We start from the raw sequence: 24,016 nt of genomic DNA, 5'->3' as shown, positions 1-24,016 counted from the left end.
TTCACCCATATCTCTCACTCGCTGGAACACGAAGAGACCAACGCGAACTTACCCGATCATGTCGAGCTGGCATTTGACGGACTGTCGTTACCTCTCAAGGGACTGTCTGCAGCACATTAGACTGAGGCCAGTCAGATCAGGGCAGATTCAGTTTCATACCCGGACGGATGTAGTTGGCATTTTTGAGTAGATCCCGGTTGTGCTGATAAATCTCGAATGCAGCAGAGCGTTTTCCATAAATCCGTACTGCGATGGATTCCAGTGTATCTCCCTGTTGAATCGTATAGGTTTTCGGCTTGGTCGTCGGGCTGGTTGACTCGGTCTTCTCGCCGAACAGATCATCAACAATCTGCTCAACATTCTCCGGTTGAACCTGCGACAGTGATCGCCCTGGTCCGTTGGCTTGCGTGGTTTGCGAACTATTATTATGTGTAAAGGGAGAACGGGGTACGGGAATGAATTTTCGATAGTTTTCCGGAATCCCTTTGACTCCTGCAGGAAGCTTCTCATTGGGAATCGATTCTTTCAGCTCCTGCATCATCTGTTTCTGATCCAGTTGACCCATTGATTTCTGCGAAGGAGCATCCGAAAGTGACTCAATTAGCCCTTCAAACTGAACGGTCGAGGAAGGGGGATCTGATTTCAAAGTCGGCTGGGAAACCATCTGTCCCATGGTGCGTTTCCCGGTCATGACCGGAGATTCCACATTCGTCTGACGATTGGCAGACTGAGGCGCAGCTTGCGGAGCGCGGGGAACGGGAATCCTCAGTTTCATACCTTCCCGAATGTCATTCGGGCTGCGGAGCTGATCGCGGTTCAGATTGAAAATTTCGCGGTATTTGTGACTGGTCCCCAGGTAGCGAATCGAAATTTCGGAGAGCGTTTCTCCTGCCTTGACCGTATGTATCCGGATCTGGGGAGCTGGAGGCTGGGCAGGACGGGCTGGCTCCTGTCTCTGTTGTGACGGATTGACTTCCCACGCGTTATTATGTTCCGGCTTGATATTCTCAATACCGGTAATCGGCTTTGGCCCGCTGTTTTGCGAGATCGGTTTTGCTTCCGGCTGAGGAGGATTGGGTTCGAAAACCGAATCGGCTGGTTCCGGACTGGAAAACTGTTCTTGAGGCAGATCGACTTCCTTCAGGAAATCAGGAATGGGCCCCCAGCGTTCCGCTTTGGAAGCTTTGCCGTTCTGACCGACAGGGCTTGTATGCGATATATTCGGAACGGCAACCTTTGAACTTCCCGCGGGCACTGATTTGTCAGTCAATCCGGTAAAGGTCTGCTCACTTCCCAGCTGTGTTTCAATTGCTTCTTTCGACTGCGTATCCAGATAGGGAGTGCGATCCTTATCGGCGATCTGCTCGTTGAGGTAATGCGGATCGTCCAGCTCGGGGATTTGAACCGTGGTATTGCGATCCTGCCTCAGACAGAATGCCGCTATAAAACCGATCACCAGCAACGCCAGTGCTAAACCTACTTTTTTGTCTTGATGCATTTGAACCTCGCCTCGAAAGTTACGCTGTGTAATTAGCGTATCGGGCGAAATTCTTTCCAGGAAAAACAGATTTTCTCAAGATGGGCTCAGCGCAGAAAGATCACCTTAACAGGATCACACTTGAGTCGATCATGCAGAAAATATGGCGAACGGTCGAAACAGACTCACCAGTTGATGGGCCTGTAGCAGTTATATCAACTGGTGAACCGGCAACTGTTATCACATTCCGGGTGGCAGATCCTGCAACAGGCGGTAAACCCCGTTTGCGTGCATCAACTCAACTCCTGTTTACGTCGCAGGCGGGTGAACAGATTCTTATATCGTCCCAATGCCGGCCCTTTCAGATGCGCGGTTGCAGACTGCCGACTGCGGGTATTGGTCTGGGAATCGATGCGAACGGAGTTTCCGGAAGGCAGATCGAACTGCTCACGGGAGAAAACCGGGATCTCATATCCAGAACGTTCCGGCTCTTCATACTCAGGCTGAACGACATCATAAATCTCAAGCTCTTCTTCAGACACTTCGACTGATGTCGTTTCTGAATAACTACGAATATCATTCAGGGCATCGAACAGTCCTTTGCGGGTCTCGGCACACACCTCGTAGACCTGAGCTGCCAGCAGATCTTCAAACGAACCATCTCCGCCGGAGATTTCCCGTGAGAGTTCTTCCAGCACGTCCGAACTCAGGTGCTTCAGTTCTGCATTTTCGAAATCAATCGCTGGCACATCAGGGAGTTCCGCTGCATCCAGATCAACACATTCTGCAATATCCGGTGATTCCGAAACGGCCGGTTCTGCTGTGATTCTGGTTTCTTCGCGGCTGACAGTCTGCGGTGTTGACACGGACTGGAACTGAGGCGGTCGCAGGGTCAGGGAGTGCCTGATCTCTTTTCGAGTTTCAGAGGGCAGGGTAGCAGGGTCAATCCCGGCATCGATGGCGGCATAACGATCGATGATCTCAGTGAAGCCGACATTCAGTTCCGGTGATGTGACTGTTTCACGGCTTTTCACCGGGAGTACTGCCGCTCTGGTCTGCTCGGGTTCTGCAGGCTGTTTTTGCTGAGGAACGGGTACTTCCTGCTGATTTTGTGCTGCATTCACCACTTCCGGCTCCGGTTTCACGTCGGAATCGCTGCCGATTTCGATCGCTTCGATTCCCTCGCCGAGGGAGAATAAATCAGTCGAATCCCAGCTGGAGTCTTCGGAAACGGACTCTGCATCCTCTTCCGGAGTGCCCACCAGTTGATTCAGCTGATCTTCCAGCACGGAATCAATCTCATATTCGGTTTCATATTCCACCAGGGAAGAGTCTTCGGCCAGCTGATCCGCATGGGTGTCGGACTTGCCTTTACGTAACTCATCGAGGGGACTGGAAGCGGGCAGTGGATCGTTCCAGTGTAACGGCAGCTGCTGCAGATCGGTGAAGGCTTCCCGGGCAATGGGTTCATTGACAACAGGAGAATCCTGTAAATACGCCAGCATCAGACTGTGATCGCAGATCTGGTTCAGGCATCGTGGCAGACCATCACTGACATGGGTAATGAATTTGACCGCTTCCTCTGTGAAACAGGATCGCTGTTCGGTGGAAACCCGCTGAATGCGATACTGAATGTATGACTCGGATTCCTGGCGTGTCATCCGGTCCAGGTAAACCTGGCAGCCGATCCGCTGATTGAGAGAAGACAGGCTCGGTTGAATCAGCGTTTCTTCCAGCGAGGTCTGACCGCAGAGCAATAACTGCAGTGCCGGCTTGCCGTCAAAGGCAATATCGGACAGGACCCGCAACTCTTCCAGAAACGGTACGCTCAACAGATGTGCTTCATCGACGAGCACCAGCAGCGGCTGTCCGTGATTTAAAAATGAGGAACGGACTTCCGCTGTCAAAGCCAGCCTTAATTCCTGCTCGCTGACTTTTTCATAACAGTCGGTCAGATGATAGAGCAGGGTCTGCAGCAGCGCCCGGACCGTAGGAAAATTACAGTGTTCTACAAACTGAACCTGAAACTGGTCTTCCAGGCGTGCAATCAGCTGTCGACAGACTGCCGTCTTTCCCGTACCGGCGTCTCCGGTCAAAATCGTAATCCCATTCAGACTTGAAATTGTCACCTGTAATTCTTCGAGAACGTGCCGATGTTCTGCTGCCTCGAAAAAACAGGCGGGTGAAGGTGAAACGGTGAAGGGTCGATCCGTGAACCCAAAGTTTGTTTCGTACATTTCCAATAACCTTTTCGCGTATAATGGCATCAGCTCCCGCGGGAGACTGGATGTTTTAATTCTGAACGGAGGGACAGAACGTGCAGCGCATCTCTCATCATGATCGATCGCGTTCTGTATGAACAATTCATCGAACAGGTTATGGTCTCTTCTTGAGTATTACCAATACAATCGACAGTATCTGATCAGGGTCCCTCAGGCGCATTACCCAAACCATAGATCTTGACATCCGCGCGCCTCTCAGAACGCAAAACATTACCGGTTATTTAATTTGGGTAACCTGCTCGAAAAACCACTTGCAATTCAGACTCCCCTTTCTCAGGGGCAATGCATTTCAGGAAAAAAACGGCCGGATCCTCAGAAATTCCATATCACACAACTCTTTTATTTTTCTTTATTTACGAAAATCCATCGCTTTAGAACCAACTCTCTCCTTTCTCTGAGCGGATTGCTGGAGTAGACTTTATATCTCAGCGAAAGCAGGCTGGTTCTGCCTGCTGGTCCGGGTCTTGGTTTTATTGGATTTTTCATTGATTTCAGTGTAGCGAAATACCATTTTTCCTGTCATTATTTTCAAGCTCTGAAATGTATTCCTTAGGTCTCAGGAGGCGCACGTAGAAATTCTGATGTCAGAAGCCACTCTTTCCTTTTCTGATCCCGATCAGATTCCCATATTACTGGGGACGCACGACTGTCATATACGACTCATTCAGGATGCTCTGGGCGTGGACGTGGTCCATCGAGGTGATGAACTGCGAATTATCGGCGATGATTCCCAGATCCAGAAGTCACTCCGCATTTTCTCTGAATTAAGAGCGATCGTGGAAAGCACGAAGCAGCTGAAAAGCGAGCAGGTGCAAACCGCGCTCTCCAACGGCAATTCCACCGGAAAACAGTCCAAGCAGGTCCCCATCGCCACGCCTTCCTCGATTGACCTCTTCGAGAAAACCAAAAAGGTACACCCCAGGACACCAGGCCAGTCCGACTACATCAAGACCATTGCCGAACACGATCTCGTGTTTTGTACAGGTCCCGCCGGCTGTGGTAAAACCTTTCTGGCGGTCGCCATGGCAATCAATGCCCTGCGGACCGAACAGGTTCGTAAGATCGTGCTTGTGCGTCCTGCCGTCGAAGCGGGTGAAAAACTGGGCTTTCTGCCCGGAGACATGCTGGCAAAGGTGAACCCGTTTTTACGTCCTCTGCTGGACGCGCTCGGCAGCCTGCTCGACTATGACCAGGTGACGCGGTACATGGAAAATGACATCGTCGAGGTCGTCCCCCTGGCGTTCATGCGCGGACGGACCCTGGACAATACATTTATTATCATGGATGAAGCACAGAACTCGACGGTCACCCAGATGAAAATGTTCCTGACCCGGATGGGCATGGGCTCAAAGATTGTGGTCACCGGAGATATTTCGCAGATTGACTTACCTCCAGACGTTTCCTGCGGCATGACTGACGCCATCAACCGCCTGCGAAACATTAAAGGTGTGGGAGTTACTCAGTTAAAAAACGAAGACATTGTGAGACACAGACTGGTTGGAGAAATCGTCAAGGCTTACCAGAACGAAGACACTCTCGTACATTAGCATGCATCACATTTAACCATATCGTCTCTCAATCTGTTAAACTCGGTCCCAATATTCCTGGAGACGTGACAGTAAAACTGGACACAGTCTAAATCTCATCCGCATTCTCTCGTTTTTCACTCAGATCATCTCAGGTTAAATTCATGGCTTTTTTTGGCTCAAAGAAATCCCGAACTGCACTTGCTGCCAGTTTGCGCGATTCTTCCAAATTGAGTTCAAGATTGCGCGAATTACTGAGTAACCGGGGGACCGCTTCACGCTTGAGTGTCTGCCTGTTGACCATCCTGATTCTGATGGTGGCCGTGGAAAGCTGGAGAGCGCCGTTCCCCTATCGCCTAGGCATGTTTTCCGAGCATGGGATCGTGGCGAGTTCCTCATTTAAAGTCTCCAATCCCATCGAAACAGACCGGGAACGTACGCAGCAGGAATCGCAAGTCCCCTATTATTTCAAGCAACAACCAGAACTGATCGAGAAGAAGCTGCCAGGGTTGCTGAGGGATGACCTGATCGCGATTGCCAATGCCAGATCCCTGGACGAGTTGGATCCCGATTCCCGGGCAGAACTGGGACTGACCTCTTCCCGCCGTCTGGAACAGTTTATAGGCCAGCTCCCGGAAGAACCAGAGCAGACCTTTGCCGAACTGAAATCGCTGGTCAGCAGCCCTGATTCCAATGATACCAAAAAAATTGAAGAACTGGTCGCCGACTTCAAAAAACTGATCTCGCCGCTGGCAACCTACGGAATTGTGAACGAAAATGATCTGACCCAAAACCAGATCAGGGCCGACGATAACATTACCATTATCAATGAGGGCACTGGTAAGCAGCTTGAAGTCACCACGTTTGATATTCGTCTGCCCAACCAGCTCTCAGAAAACGGCGTCATTGGCCGAGAGTGGAAAAACTTCCCGAGACTGGCTCCCCTGTCGGCTGTGCTGTCTCACTGGATTCACTTTCAGGCTCCCACCACGCTGGTTTACAATTCTGAAAGAACAATCAAGGAACGCAACCAGGCCCGAAATCAGGTGGAAGAAATCTTTGACACCTTTCAGCGTGGCACCATTCTGGTGGAGCCTGGCCAGTTAATCGACGATAACCAGCTGGCTTTACTGCGTGCGGAATACGAGGCCAAAGAAAAAGCGGTGCCCTCTTATGAGCGGGCGATTCGCGTGACCATCATTTTTCTCATGCTGGTCGTGCTCGCGGTATTAAATGGCTATCACCTGCTGCGCAATAAAAAAGCAGTCGCTCGAACGGTCAGTCGCTTAAGTATTTATCTCAGCGTGATCATTCTGACCATTTTCCTGGCCCGTCTGCTTTCTTACGATCCCTGGCGCGCAGAAGTGCTGCCGCTGGTTGTGACGGTCATGGTGTTTGCCATCGTCTACGACCAGATGATGGCCATCCTGACCGCATTGTCGTTGTCCCTGGTCCTCTGCCTCTCGACCGGAGCCCCGCTGGGAAACTTCGTTGTGCTGATGAGTGTCTCTGCCGTTGCGGTGACTTCGCTCGCGAATGTCTCTTCCCGTTCCACCCTGATCAAACTCGGTTTCGGAATGGGACTGACGTACTTCCTGGTCTACTGGGGCATCAACCTGATCAACAATCAGGTACTTTCGAACGGCTTCTTTGACCAGCAGGTGGTCTGGGAAAGTCTACAGGGGGCAGGGTGGTGCCTGGCCGCAGGCTATCTGGTCGCGGGCAGTCTGCCTTTCGTGGAATCGCTGTTTGGTGTGGTTACCGACATCAGCCTTCTGGAAATGAGCAATGTCTCACACCCGCTGCTGCAGGAACTGGTGCGTCGTGCCCCGGGAACTTATAACCATTCGATTTCCGTCGCTACGATCGGTGAGGCAGCCGCTGATAAAATTGGTGCCAACGGACTGCTGGTGCGCGTTGCCGCCTACTATCATGACATCGGAAAAATGCTGAAACCTCAGTACTTTATTGAAAATATGGCGCAGGGCAGTGAAAGTCTGCATGATAACCTCGCCCCGGCAATGAGCACACTCATTATCATCGGCCATGTGAAAGATGGCGTCGATCTCGCCCGTCAGCACAATCTGCCTCAGCCCATCATCGACTTTATTGAACAGCATCATGGGACAACACTGGTAGAATATTTCTTTCGGGAAGCCGAAAAGCAGGCGGACCTCAGCCCCGACCACAAAACCGACGCCGAAGAATCCTCGTTCCGCTACCCGGGCCCCCGGCCCCAAACCAGGGAAGCTGGGGTGATGATGCTCTCCGACGCGGTCGAAAGTGCCAGCCGCACTCTGAGTGATCCGACTCCGAAACGTATCAAGTCTCTGGTACATTCACTTGTCATGAAACGACTGCTCGACGGGCAGTTTAATGAATGTTCGCTCACGTTGAGTGAGATCAATATAGTGGAAGAGTCACTGGTAAAATCCCTGATCGGCATTTACCACGGACGTATCAAATATCCGGAAGAGCGCTCCGCTTAATCCCCGATTGAAAATGGAATGAATACAATAGACCAGTTCCAGATCGAGATCCAGAACTCACAAACGCAGCTTGCGATTGATCAATCACAGCTGGAAACTGCCATCAGCTTTCTGTTGCAGTCCGAACAGGTCACCCGGGCTGAGATCAGTCTGGCCATCGTCGATAACTCCACGATCCGCCAGTTGAATCAGCAATACCTGGCGCACGATTACGACACCGACGTCCTGAGCTTCCTGCTCGACTGCGATACCGCACTGGATTCCGCTAAAACGGAATTTCGGGGAGCCGGCAAGCAGATTGAAGGTGAAGTCATCGTCTCCGCGGAAATGGCAGTGGCGATGTCCGCAGAATACAACTGGTCCGCGGAACAGGAACTCCTGCTGTACGTGATCCATGGCTTGCTGCATTTATGTGGTTATGATGATCTCACGGAAGAAGAGCTGCGTATCATGCGACAACGTGAACAACAGATCTTCGATCACTGGCAGATCACAATCCCCAGGCGGGAAGAGTAAGTATTAATGACTGCGAATGCCTCCCCCATCAATTACCAGTATCATATTGACGCGATTCTGTCCGGGGACCAGAATCTGTTTCGAAACTTTTTATCCGAACGTTTACAAGACATATGATTCCGCTGATTTTTTCTGTTCTGTTATTCCTGACTCTCTTATCAGCCCTGTCGGGTTTTTCGTTGCGCGATTTCTCACGAAGTCGCCTGGAAACACTCTGTAACGAAGCTGAAGTCCCGGATCGATTCAGCGAAATCCTACGCTCCCACCCCACCGTGCTGCTGGCCGCCGACATTGCCTGGCTGGCGGGCGTGATCCTGATCTCAATCATTTTCACCCATCAATACATCGTCGTACCGCAGGACTTCAGTACCCCCGCGGTCACCATCCAGTTTGTCCTTCAGATCCTGTTGATCATCCTCTCCGGCATCCTGCTGTTACTGGCAATTCCCTGGACGATCTCCCGGATTGCCGGCGAGCGTTTCCTGCAGATCTCCTGGCCTGTAATCAAGTTCCTGCCGGTCTTCCTGAGCCCGGTAACCTGGCTCTGCTGGAAAATTGACGGATTCTCTCATCGACTGGCAGGCAAGGAAGAAAACAAAAACGGTCGGGAAACCAACATCAGCGAAGAAATTCTCTCGGTCGTGGAAGAAGGCGCCCGGGGAGGCATCCTGGAATCGGAAGCAGGAAAGATGATCCAGCGCGTGATGGAACTGCAGGATGAAGATGTCGGAGCCATCATGACCCAGCGGATGGATATGGAATACATCTCCGTGAATGCCACGCTGGACGAAGCCCTGCTGAAGTTCATTGACGTCGGACATTCCCGTATCCCCGTGATTGGAGAATCGACAGATGATATTGTGGGAATTCTTTATGCCCGGGAACTGCTCAAACATTTCTCAAAAGAGAATCAGAACTCGGATTCTCCCGAAGAGTTAACCATCCAGAAACTGATGTTCTCTCCTTTTTACATTCCCGAAACGACGGGTATCGACTCCCTGCTGGAGACCATGCAGAAAGAGCATGTCCACATGGCAATTGTCATCGATGAATATGGTGGCGTCGCCGGACTGGTCACGATGGAAGACGTCCTGGAAGAAATCGTCGGGGACATCGTCGATGAATTCGATGAAGAAGAAGAGCAGATGATTTTTGAAACCGGGGAGAACACGCTCGAAGTCGATGCCCGGGTTCACATTGATGATCTGAATGAACAATACCACTACGATCTGCCCGAAGGCAAGGACTTCGACACCATCGGCGGATTTGTGATCACCCAGATCGGAAAAGTACCTCAACCTGGTGAAACGCTGATCTGGCAGCAGCTCAGAATCGAAGTCCTGGAATCCGACGAACGCAGGATCAATAAGCTTCGCATTGAACTGGATTCCTCACTGGTGGAAGAGTTCGACACCGATAACTGACACAGGCCGGTTCCCGGCTCACCAGCGTTCCACCGGTCCGCCGGGTACGGGAATATGCATATCTGGCAGAACTCCACTGCGGGAACCGACGGCAGGTCCCTCGGCTGCGATTTGTCGCACGGCCTGGCCAAAGTCATCCAGATTTGAGGCCAGTTGAAATTCGTGCCGCAACGCGGGTTTCACGCGCATCGACTTCAGATACCAGTGCCCCATTTTCCGGAACATGGAAATCGCCCGCCTCTCGGTTGTCATTTCCAGCAGATAGCGAAACTGACGTAACAGCAGTTCCAGGCGATCATCAAAATTTCCCGGCGGACCATAAGCGCCGGACTGTTCCCACTGGACCAGCTGCCGAAAAATCCAGGGATTCGCCAGCGCGCCCCGGCCGATCGAAACTCCCGCGCATCCGGTCGATTTCAACATGAAATCCGCTTCTGCCACGTTCGTCACGTCGCCGTTACCGATCACCGGGATCGACTCGACGGCTTCTACCACACGCCGGATACCATCGTGATTCACGACGCCTCGAAATCCCTGTTCCCGTGTGCGTCCATGTATGGCAACCGCGACCACCCCCACTTTTTCAAATTCCCGCGAGAAGAAGGGAGCAGACAGCTCACTGTCATCCCAGCCCAGTCGCATCTTCACGGAGACAGGAATCCGGACCGCTTCAACCACTGTTTGCACCAGCGAAACCGTATCACTGGGCCGACACATCATACTGGCGCCGGCACCACCTTTGACAATCCGATTCACCGGGCAACCCATGTTGATATCAATTGAATGGACGCCGCGCGACTCCAGTAACTGTGCCGCCTCTTTCATCTGCTGTGGTTCACTACCGAAAATCTGAACGGCAAAGGGGGAATCTTCCGGGCAGGTCTGGGTGAGCTGGAGTGTCTTCTCGCTCCCTTCCAGCAGCCCCCGCGCATTGACGAGGTCAGTCGTCGCCAGGCCGACACCTCCCAGTTCACGTACGATTCGACGAAACGGTAAATTCGTATACCCGGCTAAAGGGGAGAGCAGATAGCGTGATTCCAGTTGCAGCGCGCCGTAACGAATGGGTGGGCGAACATCGGGTTTCGGCGGACAGACTGGTTTCATCGATTCATTCATTGGTTTAACAGGGGGCAAATCAGTGACTCACCGCATTTTATCAGTCGCTCCAGGTTCTGAAAATGCCCCCTCTCGAGAATCTCACAGGTTCAAACTACCTGAAAACAGAGAATTTGCTGCAAAAGAGAAAATAGGGGGTCTGCCGAGACATTTCTTATTGAAGTTACCCTGACGGTTATGCCGATAACGTTGATATCGATCCATACTGATTTCATCTCATGGGAATTCTCTGGTGCTGACTCGCATATTATTAATGCTGATCTGCTTTGGCAGCCTGTCCGGGTGTGTAATTATGCATACCTCTGTCACCAATCCCAATCCGAGACTCAAGACCGTGGCTGTGATTCCCTTTTTCAATCTGAGCCAGGAACCCGATGTCGACGGTCGCCGCTTTGCCCTCGCTTATTTCTCAGAACTCCAGAAAGTACCGGGATTTCAGGTCCTGCCAGTGGGTGTGGCTGAGGTCGCCATGGTGGAAAATCAGCTGCAGATGAACAACCCGGATGATGTGCTGAAACTGGCACAAATTCTGAATGTCGATGCCGTTGTGATCGGTGCAATTACCGATTACTCACCCTATTATCCGCCCCGTATTGGCATGCAGGTTTCCTGGTATTCTCCGCATTCGCAGGAATTCATCCCGGGAATGCCGTTGATGGTAGAAGAGCGACACGCCGAAAAATCGATGTTGAACAAACTGTTCAAAACGGATCGAGTCGCCGCCCGAGAAATGAGACACGAAGAGCATCACTTGAATAAAGAGGTCCGGCACGCTGCTCATATTGAGAAAAAAGAGACCCGGAAAACTGAAAAAGCATTCCGCAAAGCCGGCATGACAGATTGTCCTGAAGGCTGCCCCGTCGAGATCACTGAGCCGCCTGTCACTGAGAATACGGTGTTTCGCGGTCAATCCACAGAGACACTTGATTCCTGGCCTTACACACAGAACCAGTCCGGTATCATCCAGGCGGCAGCACAAGCCAACCAGGGCACCCAAACCCTTACCGCACCATTGCACGCTCCCTTGCCAACCGATTCACAAACTAAAGTCGGGGCAGGGCCAAAAGCCGGGGCAGAACAGCAGACTCTGACTGCTCCGAAACCAGCTCACGCTAATTCTTTTGTCCCGCCACAAAATAATACTTCGGTTGCGAAGCAAGTTGAAGATTACTGTCCTCCCACTCAGGTCGGAACTTTTGACCCCCGCCAGCCTTTCATGTCGTACACGCGTCTCTTCGATGGCTCCGATGCAGCCCTGGTAGCACACTTACGCGACTATCTCGAAGTCAGTGGAGATCGCCGCAGTGGTGGCTGGGAAGCCTATCTGCACCGGAGTGAGGACTTTATACGGTTTACATCACATTTAATGATTCTAGAGATGCTAACACTGCATGGCGGACAAGCTAAGCACCAGATGATCTTCAAAGTAAGAAAATATCGATAATCCCACCGCTCAGAAGCCGATATTTACTATTGCGGTTTTATGAGCACTCCCAACCTATCCAGTCTTAGATTCCAGTGCTCTGACGAAAAACAAAGGACTGCTACAGTGAAACAACAAATGAATGTCGTCGCGTTAGTCAAAGATTCAGAACGTTATGTGTTTCTCTACGATGATGCCAGTTCTTCACAAATGCTGCAGACACTCGGACAATACGCGGCAGACAAAGACCTGAGTTTTACCTGGTATGACGCAGCGGTCATGAGCCAGAAAGTTCGTAAGCTCAGACGGGAAGCAGAACTTGAAGAGCAGTCAGGTCGCCTGCGTAAAACTGCCTGATGCGACTTCAGCGAAGTCAATACGTCTGAATTCGCTCCACTATCACCACCAGACGATTCTGAATGCCCCATGATCTCTTCGCAAACAGTCAGGTCGATTGACCTTCATGCTGCGATTGATAACTTTCTGCGATATCTGCAAATCGAAAGAAATTCTTCAGACCTGACTTTGAAGTCTTACGCGGAAGATCTGGAAAGCCTGGTGGAATATCTGTCTGAGTACGAGGGTTCGCTACTCCCCCCCGACCAGATCGGCATCAGCGAACTCAGGCGATTCGTCGCGTATCTGCATGAATGCCAGTATGAAAAAACCACAATCGCCAGGCGCCTGGCCTGCCTGCGGAGTTTTTTCCGCTATTGTTGCCGGGAAAGCTATTCGAAAACCAATCCCGCCAAGCCACTGCGTACGCCACGGACAGGCAGAAAATTACCCCATTTTTTAACCACCGATCAGATTGGAACATTACTCGAAGCGCCGCCGGCAAACCAGAAAATGGGTTTGCGTGACAGGGCGATTCTGGAAACACTCTATTCTGCCGGACTGCGTGTTTCCGAACTGGTGGCGTTGAACGTGAGTGACTGGGATCAGGATGCCAACATCATTCGCGTCCTCGGTAAAGGACGAAAAGAACGCATTGCCCCGATTGGAAGTTTCGCCGCCAAAGCGTTAACTCAGTGGCTGGAAGAACGTGAAGCCAAACCCGGCGCGCATCCTGACGCCGATGCCTTATTTCTGAATCGGCTGAAAACCAGGCTCACCTCGCGAAGTGTGGGACGCATGCTGGAAAAGTATCTTCTGCAGACCGGTCTGGACAAAAAAACCAGCCCTCACACGTTGAGACACAGTTTTGCCACACATCTGCTGGATGGCGGAGCGGACCTGCGCAGCGTCCAGGAACTATTGGGACACAAGAGCCTGACGACCACTCAGATCTATACCCACGTCAGCACGAAACGTCTGCTGGAAACCTACGAAAAAGCCCATCCCCATGCCAGACGACCGAAAAAATAAGTCGGATTGATCTGTCTGAAATCGAAAGCGATTTATTTCGCAGCTTTAAAATCAAGCGGTTTCCCCGCCTCCAGGCTGGCACGCGACAGTCGGACCAGCTTAATTGCCTGGCAGACATCTTTGATGTTGGCAACAGGAATAATCCCGCCGACAGCCCGACGACAAAAATGATCCAGCATCACTTCCAGTTCACGGCGATCACTCTTGAGAGATTCCGTGACAGTATTTGCAGCATTCTCCCAGTGAATTTCGTCCGGCGAATGAAACTCCGCCTTGCCTTTGCGACACTGGATATGGTGTCGTGGAAACAGAGGTTCGCTGTCCCGCGGTTGAGTTTTGATTCTGATCGCAGCAAACCGATCGACGGCTGTCACCGGATCGGGCAGAAACTCAACTTTAATCTCCCGATAATCCTCTGATCGATCACTCGAATCCGAATGCAATGTCGTCTCGACACGGACCGGCCTGGTGCGCATCACATAACAGCACCAGTCCAGCAGACCGACCAGAAAATCCGTCTCATTTTTCTGACCGGGAACTTCCACCGGCTGATCAGCGGCAGGGCAGCAGGTTTCAATCTGAATCGCAACCGGATTCCCCAGCTGCGTCACGACCAGTTCAAACAGGCGACTGGTGGCCTGACAGAAGCGACGGCTGAACTCGGGCATCAGTGTCACCAGTTGTTCGGTCGCGCGGGCATGAATCATCTCCAGCAGTTCCAGGTCTTCCCCCAGGCTGCCGGCAATATAGACCGGGCGGTGCTGCTGGCTGAGAATGGTTAACGGGTAATGATTCATCCAGTCTGAGTGCAGCAGCAAAAAGGCATCAACAGGATAGCGAGTAGCCAGACAGCCGATACCCGAGACAACAGCCGCATCCCACTGGGTAGCAACCTGTTCTGCACGACTGCGAACCGGATCGTAGACGGCTTTGATCTGAATACGCTGATCCATCAGTCGCAGCGCAGGTTCATAGCGCTGTTCCCAGTATGGGCCGAGCCCTATAATTCCAATTCTGACCATATCGGGAACATTACTGAATCTGGGAACAGGTGGTAAAAACAAACATTCAGTGAGTTCAAGAATATGACCATCTCAGTCTGAAATGAACTCCCTAAAAGAAACAAAACCAATCCAGACATCATATTCTTATTTTGGCTCCCGAATCAAGCCTATCCTCTGCAGAAGACATGAGACTTCGCCACTGGCGAAGCTTGAAGTCGCTTCCAGCAGAAATCCCGGACTAAATCGAGTGTAATACCGCTACGCTGTCGACAGCAATCACTTTTTTCTTTCCTGCCAGCTCGAAACACAATGTGCGAGCTTCTGCTCCTGTACGATTTTCACGGATTAAGATCTGACCAGTCTGCAAAATAGTAAAAAATCAGCGATTAATGTGAGCGTACGGAGTCAAAACCCTGTTTTGAGTGTATGTTTTTAATCCGGAAAACGTAAGATAGACTGTGTCCCGTTATACTGTAGCGTTTCCAATGCCATTTGAGCCGAGTCTCACAGATTGAGAGACGCTCTGGTAAACTGCGATTCGCTTTAGAAGAGAGTCAGCGAAGATTTCCGACGTAATCGCATCACATAACATCTTATTTTTCTTGAAGCACCAGGCAGGGATGAGTACTGATGGACAATCGATCTCCCCATTCTTCAAATGAACAGCCCGAGGAATCAGCCCGATTCAGTGAAGAAATTGAATTACAGGGGCACATTATCGACAGTCTGCTGCTGCCGAAGATTCTGGATGAAATCACGGTCCTGGGCGGAGATTTTGCCATCGATGAAATTTCGATCGGTCAACTGCGAACCGACAGCAGCCGGGCCCAGATAAAAGTCTCTGCTCCCGATGAAGCCACTTTACAGAAAATTCTGACTCAAATCGCTCAGCATGGCGCCGTTCCGATTGAACAGCACGACTGTATTCTGGAACCTGCTGACATGGACGGTGCCTTCCCCGAAGGATTTTACTGCAGCACCAATCAGAAAACGGAAATCCGAATCGCGGAAGAGTGGATCCCCGTTGATTTACAGGAAATGGATTGTGGAGTCGTCGTCAGTCCGGACAGAAAATCGGCTCATTGCCTCCCCATGGCTGATGTCAGGCAGGGGGAACTTGTGGTGATCGGAAATCGGGGGACACGCGTTATCCCGCTCGCACGCAGTGCACCCGGGGTCTCAGGCTTCTCCTTCATGAACAGTACGGTCTCCAGCGAAAAACCCAAGGGAGTGACCGTCAGAGAGATTGCTTCAGAAATGCGGCGGGCGCGAAATGGTTCAGGTAAAATTCTGGTGGTAGCCGGTCCCGCTGTCGTGCACACGGGAAGCAGAGATTACTTCAGCCAGTTGATTCGCGAAGGTTATGTGAATCTGCTGTTCGCCGGCAATGCGCTGGCCACCCATGATATCGAGGAATCGTTTTATGGCACGAGCCTGGGGATTTCCATGGAACATGGCGGCTCCAGTGAAGAAGGGCATGAACATCATCTGCGTTCCATTAACCGCATCCGCCGAGTGGGAAGTATTCAGAACGCCGTCGATCAGCAGGTCCTGAATTCCGGCATTATGTATGAATGTGTCAAAAATGAGGTCCCCTTTCTGCTGGCTGGCAGTATCCGCGATGATGGACCGCTGCCGGATGTCATCACTGACACAGTCGAAGCACAGCGTCAGATGCGCGAACTTGTGCAGGGGGTCTCATTCTGTCTGATGATCGCTACCACACTGCATTCCATCGCGGTCGGCAATCTGCTCCCGGCCAGTGTGAAAGTCGTGTGTGTGGATATCAACCCGGCGACTGTCACCAAACTGGCCGATCGAGGCACGTTTCAGACGGTCGGCCTCGTGACCGATGTCGAACCCTTCTTACGCGTTCTGCTGCATGAAATCAATAAAACAGCATGAGCGTTTTGCTTTGCCTGCTGGTCCGCTATAATCAGGCTAAGTTGCGGCTTACACAATTGAATTCAGTCAGTGAAACGATAATCTCGACGGGAAAATGAAATGACAGAATCAACCCGGAAAAAATATCATCTTGCTAATTTCGCGGAGATCCCGGGCACAGCCTGTCCCTGTGGTACAGCGCGGCGGGCTTTTGCCGATGTCTCCGAATTTCCCGGTACACTCCACGTCACCGAAATTTCAGAAGACGCAGAACTGCATTACCACAAGAAACTGACGGAAACCTACTACTTTCTCGAATGTGGCAGTGATGCGCAGATGCAGCTGGATGATGAAATCATCCCCGTCCAGGCCGGAATGGCCATTGTGATTCCCCCCGGTGTGCGGCACCGTGCTCTCGGCTCAATGAAGATCATCAATATCGTCTTCCCTAAATTCGATCCGGCAGATGAATGGGTTGACTGAATCCGCCCACGGCAGACTGCAGATGACCTGAACCTGATGAACTGTGCTTCCGCTCAGACGGCCTGCGTCTGTTGGGGAACTTCGTTGCAGTACGGGCAGTTCTCACCGTAAATGATCTTGCCGCAATTCGTACATTCGTGGGCTCCATAAGCGGGGCGGTCGGGGGTCACCCACCGCTGATAAGCCAGGAATGCAAAGACCGCTGCGACGAAGACAGCAAACAGAATCGCCAGGCCGCCAGTTCCATAAGAAAAGAAAATTCCCAGATCGATGGAAATTCCACAGATCAGAAAAATAATGGCATCACGCATCCGTTCACGACGATGGTCTTCGGAATCAACGACGACCTGCTCCTGATACTGCAGTATCTGATGTAACAGTTGATCCCGTTCGCGCTGTAATTGTCGCGCTTCCTGGGTCGCTCCGGTCGCCTGTAACAGACGGGCCGCGGTATCCAGAATCCGCAAGGTATCATCGGTACTGATCAGACTCTGGTGCGCACAGCGATTGCGATACTCGCGCAATTCGCCGACAAAACTTCGCTCCAGTGGAGACAGACGGTTGCGGAAGACACTGTTCCAGTGGTCCCACAAAATCAGCAGGGTGGAATGAGCGTCCCAGCGAATGGCATCCCCCTCCGGCTGGGAGGTCAGGGGAGAGTTACGAAAGCTCTCTTTGGCCCGGTCAATCCATTCATCTTTGTAAACGGCCTTCATTTCCTCTTCAATGATGGGATAGAGCCCGATCCCGAGTAAATCCAGCGTGCGTTTAATACGTTCATTATCTCCAGCCACAAATTTCCCCCACAAGCTGCCCCATCAAGATGCTGTTGACTCAGAATATCGCAATGCGAGATAACACCTTGAACACCCCGATCTGAATCACATGAACAATCCTTCCCTATTTTGGTGTGCAGGTCAAGGATCTATTCAACATAAACCATGTAAAGCAGGGGATTTATTTGTTCATACGCAAACCGAAGCGATTGTAGAGAAAAGCAGCATAGCCGCGCTGCTTTTCAGCATCACGCAATCAGTTCCTGGATCACCTTGCCGTGAACATCAGTCAAGCGAAAATCGCGACCTGAGAAACGATAAGTCAGCTGCTCATGGTCGAATCCCAGTAACTTGAGCACGGTCGCATGCAGGTCATGCACATGCACTTTGTTCTCAACCGCTGCAAATCCGAATTCATCGGTAGCACCGTAAGCCTGGCCTCCTTTGACTCCGCCGCCTGCCAGCCAGACTGTAAAGCCATGGTTATTATGATCGCGTCCATTCATTTTGCCCGCGTTGGCCCCGGGTGTCGGTAATTCTACCACGGGAGTGCGTCCGAATTCGCCACCACACATCACAATTGTGTCCTGCAGCAGACCGCGCTGCTTGAGATCTTTCAATAGAGCCGCGATGGCCTGAGAACAATCACCGGCTAAGCGGCGATGATTCTTTTCAATTTCATCATGATTATCCCAGGGTTGACCGGCACCATGCCAGAGTTGCACGTAGCGAACGCCTCGTTCTACCAGTCGGCGGGCAATCATCATCTGGCGGGCATGCACACCTTTTCCATACATCTCATGAATGTGTTTCGGTTCATTATTCACGTCGAATACATCCGAGGCCTGCATCTGCATACGATAAGCCAGTTCAAACGATTGAATCCGCGATTCCAGAGCCGATTCCTGGGATCGGACTGCCTGATGGCGACGGTTCAACGCCTGCAACAGATCCAGTTGGCGACGCTGCTCAGGCAGAGCCAGCTGCTTGTTTTTGATATTCGAAATCAGCTTTTCGATATCAGTATGCTTCGTATCAATATGGGTTCCCTGATAGGCACCGGGCAAAAAGGCGGAACGCCAGTTGGCCGATTCCGTAATCGGATATCCGCCGGGACACATCACCACAAAGCCGGGCAGATTCTGGTTCTCCGTCCCCAGACCATAAGTCACCCAGGCTCCCATACTCGGTCGCGGCTGAATCAGGTCTCCACAGTTCATCATCATCAATGAAGGTTCGTGGTTCGGCACGTTGGTATACATGGACCGCACGAAGGCAATGTCATCCACACATTCACCCAGCTCGGAAAACAGCTCACTGACTTCCAGACCACTTTCACCATATTTCTTGAACTTGAAAGGCGAGGGCAGGGAGGCACCTGTCTTGCGTTCTGTCCGCAGGTTTTCCATCGGTAACTTTTTGCCGGCATATTTTGCGAGTGCCGGTTTGGGGTCAAAGGTATCAACCTGTGAAGCACCGCCGTTCAGGAAAATATGGATCACATGCTTGGCTTTACCGGGAAAATGGGCCATCTTCGGCGCCATCGGCGAAGTCGGACTGCCTGCAGAGGCGCCCGCCGCCTGGTTCAGCATCCCCTCGGAAGCCATCAGGGAAGCCAGTCCCAGGGACCCCAGACCGGTCCCGCAACGCTGCAGCATCTGCCGGCGGGTCACGATTGGTTCAACATTATAATGGGAAGTTTGATCAGCCATATCAACAGGCTCCTGTCGTATTAAAACTTCGGTATCTCAATGATTAGTCAACAAACATGAATTCGTTAGAAGTACACAGCACTTGAGCGTATTTCTCCCAGCCGGTCATGCGTATGGGAGTTTCGATCTGGTCGTGGTGGTGCGCGAGAAATTGCTTACCCAGTTCCAGTTCTTCTGCTGCAGGGTTTCTTAATAACACCCGCTGATACAACTTCGTAATGGCTGCATCCACGTTCTGCTCTTTCGCGACCTTCTCCAGCTCCAGATCCTTAACCAGGAAACGTGACTGTTCAATCAACAGCGGGCTGTTCATGGCAAACAGCGCCTGTTGAGGCACTGTGGTATAAGGTCGCTGTGCCGTACTCGATTCCACATTTGCAAAGTCGAACGTACGAAAGACATTCGGCAGATTGTTCCGGTCCACAAAACTGTAGACGGTTCGTTTGGGCTCCGTCGGCATCTCATCAATCTGGAAGCCTCTGCCTTCGGTTTCCTCGCTCAGTTGCCCCGATACAAACAGCAGGGAATCCCGCATCGCTTCAAAGTCCAGTCGAGCCGGAGATCGTTTCCAGAGCAGACGATTATCGGAATCAATCAGGCGCGCCTGTTTGCTCTCCTGCGAACCTTGCTGATAAGTCGCAGACATCATGATAATTTTATGCAGCGATTTTACCGACCAGCCTTCTTCCATGAAACGGGAAGCCAGATAGTCCAGCAATTCCGGATGGGAGGGCGGATCGCTGCGAACACCAAAATCACTGGGAGTTTTCACCAGCCCTTCACCAAAATGATGCATCCAGACCCGGTTCACGAACACCCGTGCTGTCAGAGGATTATCCGGCGAAGCAATGGCCTCTGCCAGCTCCAGGCGGCCACTCCCTTTTTCAAACGGCTTACGGTCTGCACCAGCCAGGATGCGGAAGAACTGTCTCGGTGCCTGATCACCCCGGCGACCCGGATTTCCTCTTAAATGGACGTGAGTCGTAATCGGCTTGTCTTTATCCAGCATCACCATTGCCCGCGGTGGTGCACCCGGAGATGTTACATCCAATGTTTCCAGCTGTTTTTCCAACTGGCGGATTTTGTTCCGTTGAGCCCGGTTAAACATCGATGCTGCCACTTCATCATCACTGGCAGCAGGGCAATCCGCATCGTAAAGAATCTGTCGCAATTCCTCTGCCGCTGGATCTTCCAGTTTTTCAGGACGAGGTTTCTTCGCTTTCTCTGCCTCTGCGAGTTCTTTGGTCCAGGCCTGTTCGACTTCTTTGAAAGCAGAACCGTAAGCCCGGCAGACATCGTAGATGTTTTCAGGCGGATTGTTTTTCAAAGCATGCACAATCAGAAGGTTCACCCGTTTGTCGGCCTGTGTTTCCGCTTCCTGCTGCGACAGTTTCTGAACAATTTCCGCTGCACGTGCGGCGAACTCTTCTGGTTTTACTTTTAACGCAGCAAACTGATTCCAGGGAGCAAGCACGGCTCGCTGCGATTTGGCATTCCGCGCCAGGTAAGACCGCCAGAGATCGACATAGCGCCGATGAGGTGCTTCCTTGCTTTCAAATTGAGGTTTCTGATCGCCTGCTGCCAGCTTCTGTTTTTCAGCGACTGCCTGCAATACATCCCCCACTGAGAGCCGTGCGTCGGCTCTGAATTTCTCTGCTTCGCCATGAATATAATCATCGACGTTCTTCTGTCGTTTGGCACGTTCGGTCTGATACGCTTCGTAAGCTTTCTCTGATTTCGGTTTGCCGATCACCGGCAGATCCTTCTCTTCCGGCTCATAGCTGCTGATGAACACGCTATACAGCCCGTAATAATCTTTGGTGGGAACCGGATCAAACTTGTGATCATGACAGCGGGCACACGAGGCGGTTAACCCCAGCAGCCCGCGCGAAACCAGGTCAATCCGGTCGTCGGTGATATCATGGATATTTCCCCGATAGCGTCGTCCCACGGTCAGAAAGCCGAGCGCTGCCAGCGAACGGTCATCCCCTTTGCGGTCGAGCTGATCTGCCGCCAGTTGCTCTCGAATAAACTGATCAAAAGGTAAATCTTCATTGAAGGCACGAATGACATAATCGCGATAGGTGTAGGAATAAGGATAGCGGCGTTCCGAGGTAAACACATAGCCTTTGGTATCCGCATAGCGGGCCACGTCCAGCCAGTGGCGGCCCCAGCGTTCTCCATAATGCGGAGAAGCCAGCAGGCGATCAATCAGTTTCTCGTAAGCATCCGGAGATTTGTCATTCACGAATGCTTCCACTTCCTGGTAGGTGGGAGGCAGGCCGATCAGATCCACGCTCGCGCGACGAATCAGCTGCCGTCGATCTACGGCAGCTGACAGACTGAGGCCTTTTTCTTCCAGACGTTTGATAACGAAAGGATCGACGGGTGATGAGACTCGCTGCGAATCTTTCACCTGGGGAACTTCCGGTCTGGTCACAGGCTGAAATGACCAGTGGCTTTCTGCCAGCGTTTCATAATCGTAAGCGCCATTGGTCGGAGCCAGTTTGGCATCCTTCTCTGAAAACGGCCAGGGCGTTCCCATCTTAACCCAGCGAGTTAATGCCGCGATTTCATCGTCCGGCATTTTTTTCTCAGGAGGCATCTGGCTGTCATCTTCATGATACTGGATGACCTGGATGATGCGACTTTTCAGAGGGTCTCCCGGTACCACGGCTGCGCCGGTATCACTGCCTTTCATCATCCAGGCATGCGAATCGAGCCTCAGACTGGCTTCCTGTTTTTTCGAGCCGTGACAGGCATGACAGCGCTCGACGAGAACCGGCCGAACTTCTTTTTCGAAAAATTCAATCAGCTCTGCCGGAATTTTATCATTACTGGCAGCCTTGCTCAGACCAGGCGCTGCAAACGTGGAAAAAACAAAAACGGTTAACCAGCAGATGCCTGATGACAGGCTGGGTTTTGATGATGGATGAAACAGAATCCAAAGCCGCTTCATTTTCAACTCTTTCTCAGTTAAACCGTGGTGGGAAAAATTGGGAGGGAAGGCGATTGTCTGATTCCGAGCCGACAATCGCCTCTGTCTATATTCTACTCTGCCAGAAACGCAAAGTGTAGTCTGTTTTTCGCACTTAAACCTTGTGAAGCTTAGGTTTAGTTCGATTCCATTTCATCCGTATTCTTAACTTTGTTGTGAAAATCCCGGCTGGTAACCCATTTAAAAACAGGACGAAATGCAGTACAGTGGATTACCGGCTGAGCTGTGTCCCGGGATAACTGCAGGCACGAATTGAGCTTGCCAGTAATCAGGAGGCACGTTTAAGGCTGCAGTCCTGAGAAGCAGACTATTAACAGTATCGGCTGAATCTCCGACTGGTTTAACCGAATCGTCATCCTGAGGGATCAGAAAAAAAGGGGAAATCATGACAGAAGATCAAGCATTATCCGAAGCAGAAATCCAGGAATTCCTGAACACTTACTCCAACTGGGAACTGAAAGACGGCTGGATTCGCAGAAAATATGGCACGCCGGGCTGGTCGCATACCTTGATGCTGGTCAATACAATCGGCTACCTGGCAGAAGCCGGTAACCATCATCCGGATCTGAGCGTTGGTTATGCGGCGGTCACTGTGAAACTTCAGACACATAAAGTACATGCCATCACAGGGAAAGACATCAGTCTTGCAAAAAAGATTGAAGAAACCGTGCTCTGGCAACCAGAAGCCGACTCCGCTCTGGAGGGCTTCCCTAAAAAATGGGTCCACTGATTCAACTCGGGGCGGCTGACTCCGCATGAGCCCGGATAACGATCGAGAACAGGATGCAACTTTGAAGAAAGACCAACGATGAAACAGGAACGCATCCTGTTCGTAACCGGCAGGCTGGCGGAATTTTCACTACGCGGCATATTGGACAAGCTTGCTCCCCAGGTCGGCTTTGAATTTGAAGTCGTCGTGTTGAATGTCCAGGTCGCCGCTTTGATGCACGTTCCTTTGATTCAGCGCAGACTCAAACTACCCGCAGACATCGACTGGGTCATGCTGCCCGGTCTCTGCAAGGGAGATCTGCAGCCACTTACCGATCATTTCGGCGTACCCTTCAAACGGGGCCCTAAAGATCATTTTGACCTGCCCGAATATTTCGGACAGGCAGGTCGTCCCCCTAAAGATCTCTCCCGGTATGACATCGAAATCCTCGCAGAAATCAATCACGCCCCCTTTCTGACAGACGAGGAAATTCTGCGACAGGCAGACCACTACCGAAACAATGGTGCGGATCTGATCGACATCGGCTGCGTTCCCGGAGAGAGCTGGGCCCGCACGGGAGAAATCGTAAAGCTGCTTGTCGAGGCAGGCCATCGCATTTCCATCGACAGCTTTGAGAGAACCGAAGTGGAAGCCGCGGTCGCCAACGGGGCAGAACTGATTCTCAGCTGCAACCACACGAACCTGGACTGGGTTTCCAGACTGGGTGTTGAAGTCGTCGCCATCCCCGATGTTCCCAGCGATTTTGCATCCCTGCACGCCATCGTGGAACAACTCACAAAACAGGGTACGCCCTTTCGTATCGATCCTA

The 24,016-nt window shown here is 51.7% G+C and carries 18 protein-coding genes; 11 read left to right on the top strand and 7 right to left on the bottom strand.

Annotation, left to right across the window (positions count from 1 at the left end; genetic code table 11):
• Positions 1–136: 136 nt before the first annotated feature.
• Together AACZ40_RS17190 and AACZ40_RS17185 are read right to left on the bottom strand one after the other, a co-directional pair.
• Positions 137–1,498, bottom strand: a complete 1,362-nt coding sequence (locus AACZ40_RS17190; protein ID WP_291178905.1) for a LysM peptidoglycan-binding domain-containing protein — start codon at positions 1,496–1,498, stop codon at positions 137–139.
• Between the two features lie 272 nt (positions 1,499–1,770).
• Positions 1,771–3,714 (bottom strand): AAA family ATPase, encoded by a 1,944-nt coding sequence (locus tag AACZ40_RS17185; RefSeq protein ID WP_291178903.1) that lies wholly within the window; start codon positions 3,712–3,714, stop codon positions 1,771–1,773.
• Positions 3,715–4,340: 626 nt separating this feature from the next.
• On the opposite strand from AACZ40_RS17185, the gene AACZ40_RS17180 reads away from it, so the two are divergent.
• From AACZ40_RS17180 to AACZ40_RS17165, 4 genes are all read left to right on the top strand, one after another.
• Entirely contained in the window at positions 4,341–5,306 is a 966-nt protein-coding gene (locus AACZ40_RS17180) for a PhoH family protein (protein ID WP_291178899.1), read from the top strand.
• 143 nt (positions 5,307–5,449) lie between these two features.
• Positions 5,450–7,774, top strand: coding sequence for an HDIG domain-containing metalloprotein (locus AACZ40_RS17175; RefSeq protein ID WP_291178896.1), 2,325 nt, complete (start codon positions 5,450–5,452; stop codon positions 7,772–7,774).
• A gap of 18 nt (positions 7,775–7,792) precedes the next feature.
• The gene (ybeY, locus tag AACZ40_RS17170) at positions 7,793–8,290 is read left to right on the top strand and encodes an rRNA maturation RNase YbeY (RefSeq protein WP_291178893.1); all 498 of its coding nucleotides are present in this window, start codon (positions 7,793–7,795) and stop codon (positions 8,288–8,290) included.
• Between the two features lie 113 nt (positions 8,291–8,403).
• Positions 8,404–9,714, top strand: a complete 1,311-nt coding sequence (locus AACZ40_RS17165; RefSeq protein WP_291178889.1) for a hemolysin family protein — start codon at positions 8,404–8,406, stop codon at positions 9,712–9,714.
• A gap of 18 nt (positions 9,715–9,732) precedes the next feature.
• Here AACZ40_RS17165 and dusB read toward each other — a convergent pair whose 3' ends face one another.
• Positions 9,733–10,818 (bottom strand): tRNA dihydrouridine synthase DusB, encoded by a 1,086-nt coding sequence (gene dusB, locus AACZ40_RS17160; RefSeq protein ID WP_291178886.1) that lies wholly within the window; start codon positions 10,816–10,818, stop codon positions 9,733–9,735.
• A gap of 304 nt (positions 10,819–11,122) precedes the next feature.
• Between dusB and AACZ40_RS17155 the strand changes: the two genes are divergently transcribed.
• From AACZ40_RS17155 to xerC, 3 genes are all read left to right on the top strand, one after another.
• Positions 11,123–12,274, top strand: coding sequence for a hypothetical protein (locus tag AACZ40_RS17155; protein ID WP_291178883.1), 1,152 nt, complete (start codon positions 11,123–11,125; stop codon positions 12,272–12,274).
• Between the two features lie 105 nt (positions 12,275–12,379).
• Positions 12,380–12,610 (top strand): hypothetical protein, encoded by a 231-nt coding sequence (locus AACZ40_RS17150; protein ID WP_232103633.1) that lies wholly within the window; start codon positions 12,380–12,382, stop codon positions 12,608–12,610.
• 69 nt (positions 12,611–12,679) lie between these two features.
• Positions 12,680–13,621: a tyrosine recombinase XerC gene (gene xerC, locus AACZ40_RS17145; RefSeq protein WP_291178877.1), complete on the top strand. Its 942-nt coding sequence runs from the start codon at positions 12,680–12,682 to the stop codon at positions 13,619–13,621.
• 32 nt (positions 13,622–13,653) lie between these two features.
• Here the strand turns inward: xerC and AACZ40_RS17140 are convergent, their stop codons facing one another.
• Entirely contained in the window at positions 13,654–14,643 is a 990-nt protein-coding gene (locus AACZ40_RS17140; protein WP_291178874.1) for a hypothetical protein, read from the bottom strand.
• A 612-nt stretch (positions 14,644–15,255) separates the two neighbouring features.
• Here AACZ40_RS17140 and AACZ40_RS17135 point away from each other — a divergent pair.
• A complete protein-coding gene (locus tag AACZ40_RS17135; protein ID WP_291178870.1) occupies positions 15,256–16,530 on the top strand; it encodes a TIGR00300 family protein in 1,275 nt (424 codons plus the stop codon).
• Positions 16,531–16,629: 99 nt separating this feature from the next.
• Complete coding sequence (locus AACZ40_RS17130; protein ID WP_291178867.1) at positions 16,630–16,992, top strand: cupin domain-containing protein; 363 nt, start codon at positions 16,630–16,632, stop codon at positions 16,990–16,992.
• A 53-nt stretch (positions 16,993–17,045) separates the two neighbouring features.
• Here the strand turns inward: AACZ40_RS17130 and AACZ40_RS17125 are convergent, their stop codons facing one another.
• The 3 genes from AACZ40_RS17125 to AACZ40_RS17115 all read right to left on the bottom strand — a co-directional run bounded on the left by AACZ40_RS17125 (position 17,046) and on the right by AACZ40_RS17115 (position 22,439).
• Positions 17,046–17,786, bottom strand: coding sequence for a Swt1 family HEPN domain-containing protein (locus AACZ40_RS17125; protein ID WP_339675163.1), 741 nt, complete (start codon positions 17,784–17,786; stop codon positions 17,046–17,048).
• 230 nt (positions 17,787–18,016) lie between these two features.
• Positions 18,017–19,480: a DUF1501 domain-containing protein gene (locus AACZ40_RS17120; RefSeq protein ID WP_291178861.1), complete on the bottom strand. Its 1,464-nt coding sequence runs from the start codon at positions 19,478–19,480 to the stop codon at positions 18,017–18,019.
• Positions 19,481–19,523: 43 nt separating this feature from the next.
• Positions 19,524–22,439 (bottom strand): PSD1 and planctomycete cytochrome C domain-containing protein, encoded by a 2,916-nt coding sequence (locus AACZ40_RS17115; protein ID WP_339675161.1) that lies wholly within the window; start codon positions 22,437–22,439, stop codon positions 19,524–19,526.
• 424 nt (positions 22,440–22,863) lie between these two features.
• On the opposite strand from AACZ40_RS17115, the gene AACZ40_RS17110 reads away from it, so the two are divergent.
• Both AACZ40_RS17110 and AACZ40_RS17105 read left to right on the top strand, forming a co-directional pair.
• Positions 22,864–23,208: a 4a-hydroxytetrahydrobiopterin dehydratase gene (locus tag AACZ40_RS17110; protein WP_291178856.1), complete on the top strand. Its 345-nt coding sequence runs from the start codon at positions 22,864–22,866 to the stop codon at positions 23,206–23,208.
• A gap of 78 nt (positions 23,209–23,286) precedes the next feature.
• On the top strand, positions 23,287–24,016 hold a 730-nt coding region (locus AACZ40_RS17105), incomplete at its 3' end, for a DUF6513 domain-containing protein (protein WP_339675160.1).

This window comes from uncultured Gimesia sp. (assembly GCF_963972345.1).
Classification (GTDB): Bacteria; Planctomycetota; Planctomycetia; order Planctomycetales; family Planctomycetaceae; genus Gimesia.
The sequence above is the reverse complement of the archived record's forward strand: the minus strand, read 5'-3'. Positions and strand labels throughout refer to the sequence as shown.

Bases quoted from the DNA above. Each gene is read 5' to 3' on its own strand.
- AACZ40_RS17135 (WP_291178870.1), top strand. From the start codon at position 15,256: ATGGACAATCGATCTCCCCATTCTTCAAATGAACAGCCCGAGGAATCA.
- AACZ40_RS17120 (WP_291178861.1), bottom strand. From the start codon at position 19,480: ATGGCTGATCAAACTTCCCATTATAATGTTGAACCAATCGTGACCCGC.
- AACZ40_RS17115 (WP_339675161.1), bottom strand. From the start codon at position 22,439: ATGAAGCGGCTTTGGATTCTGTTTCATCCATCATCAAAACCCAGCCTG.
- AACZ40_RS17165 (WP_291178889.1), top strand. From the start codon at position 8,404: ATGATTCCGCTGATTTTTTCTGTTCTGTTATTCCTGACTCTCTTATCA.
- AACZ40_RS17140 (WP_291178874.1), bottom strand. From the start codon at position 14,643: ATGGTCAGAATTGGAATTATAGGGCTCGGCCCATACTGGGAACAGCGC.
- AACZ40_RS17130 (WP_291178867.1), top strand. From the start codon at position 16,630: ATGACAGAATCAACCCGGAAAAAATATCATCTTGCTAATTTCGCGGAG.
- ybeY (WP_291178893.1), top strand. From the start codon at position 7,793: ATGAATACAATAGACCAGTTCCAGATCGAGATCCAGAACTCACAAACG.
- xerC (WP_291178877.1), top strand. From the start codon at position 12,680: ATGATCTCTTCGCAAACAGTCAGGTCGATTGACCTTCATGCTGCGATT.
- AACZ40_RS17180 (WP_291178899.1), top strand. From the start codon at position 4,341: ATGTCAGAAGCCACTCTTTCCTTTTCTGATCCCGATCAGATTCCCATA.
- AACZ40_RS17155 (WP_291178883.1), top strand. From the start codon at position 11,123: ATGCATACCTCTGTCACCAATCCCAATCCGAGACTCAAGACCGTGGCT.
- AACZ40_RS17185 (WP_291178903.1), bottom strand. From the start codon at position 3,714: ATGTACGAAACAAACTTTGGGTTCACGGATCGACCCTTCACCGTTTCA.
- dusB (WP_291178886.1), bottom strand. From the start codon at position 10,818: ATGAAACCAGTCTGTCCGCCGAAACCCGATGTTCGCCCACCCATTCGT.
- AACZ40_RS17190 (WP_291178905.1), bottom strand. From the start codon at position 1,498: ATGCATCAAGACAAAAAAGTAGGTTTAGCACTGGCGTTGCTGGTGATC.
- AACZ40_RS17110 (WP_291178856.1), top strand. From the start codon at position 22,864: ATGACAGAAGATCAAGCATTATCCGAAGCAGAAATCCAGGAATTCCTG.
- AACZ40_RS17175 (WP_291178896.1), top strand. From the start codon at position 5,450: ATGGCTTTTTTTGGCTCAAAGAAATCCCGAACTGCACTTGCTGCCAGT.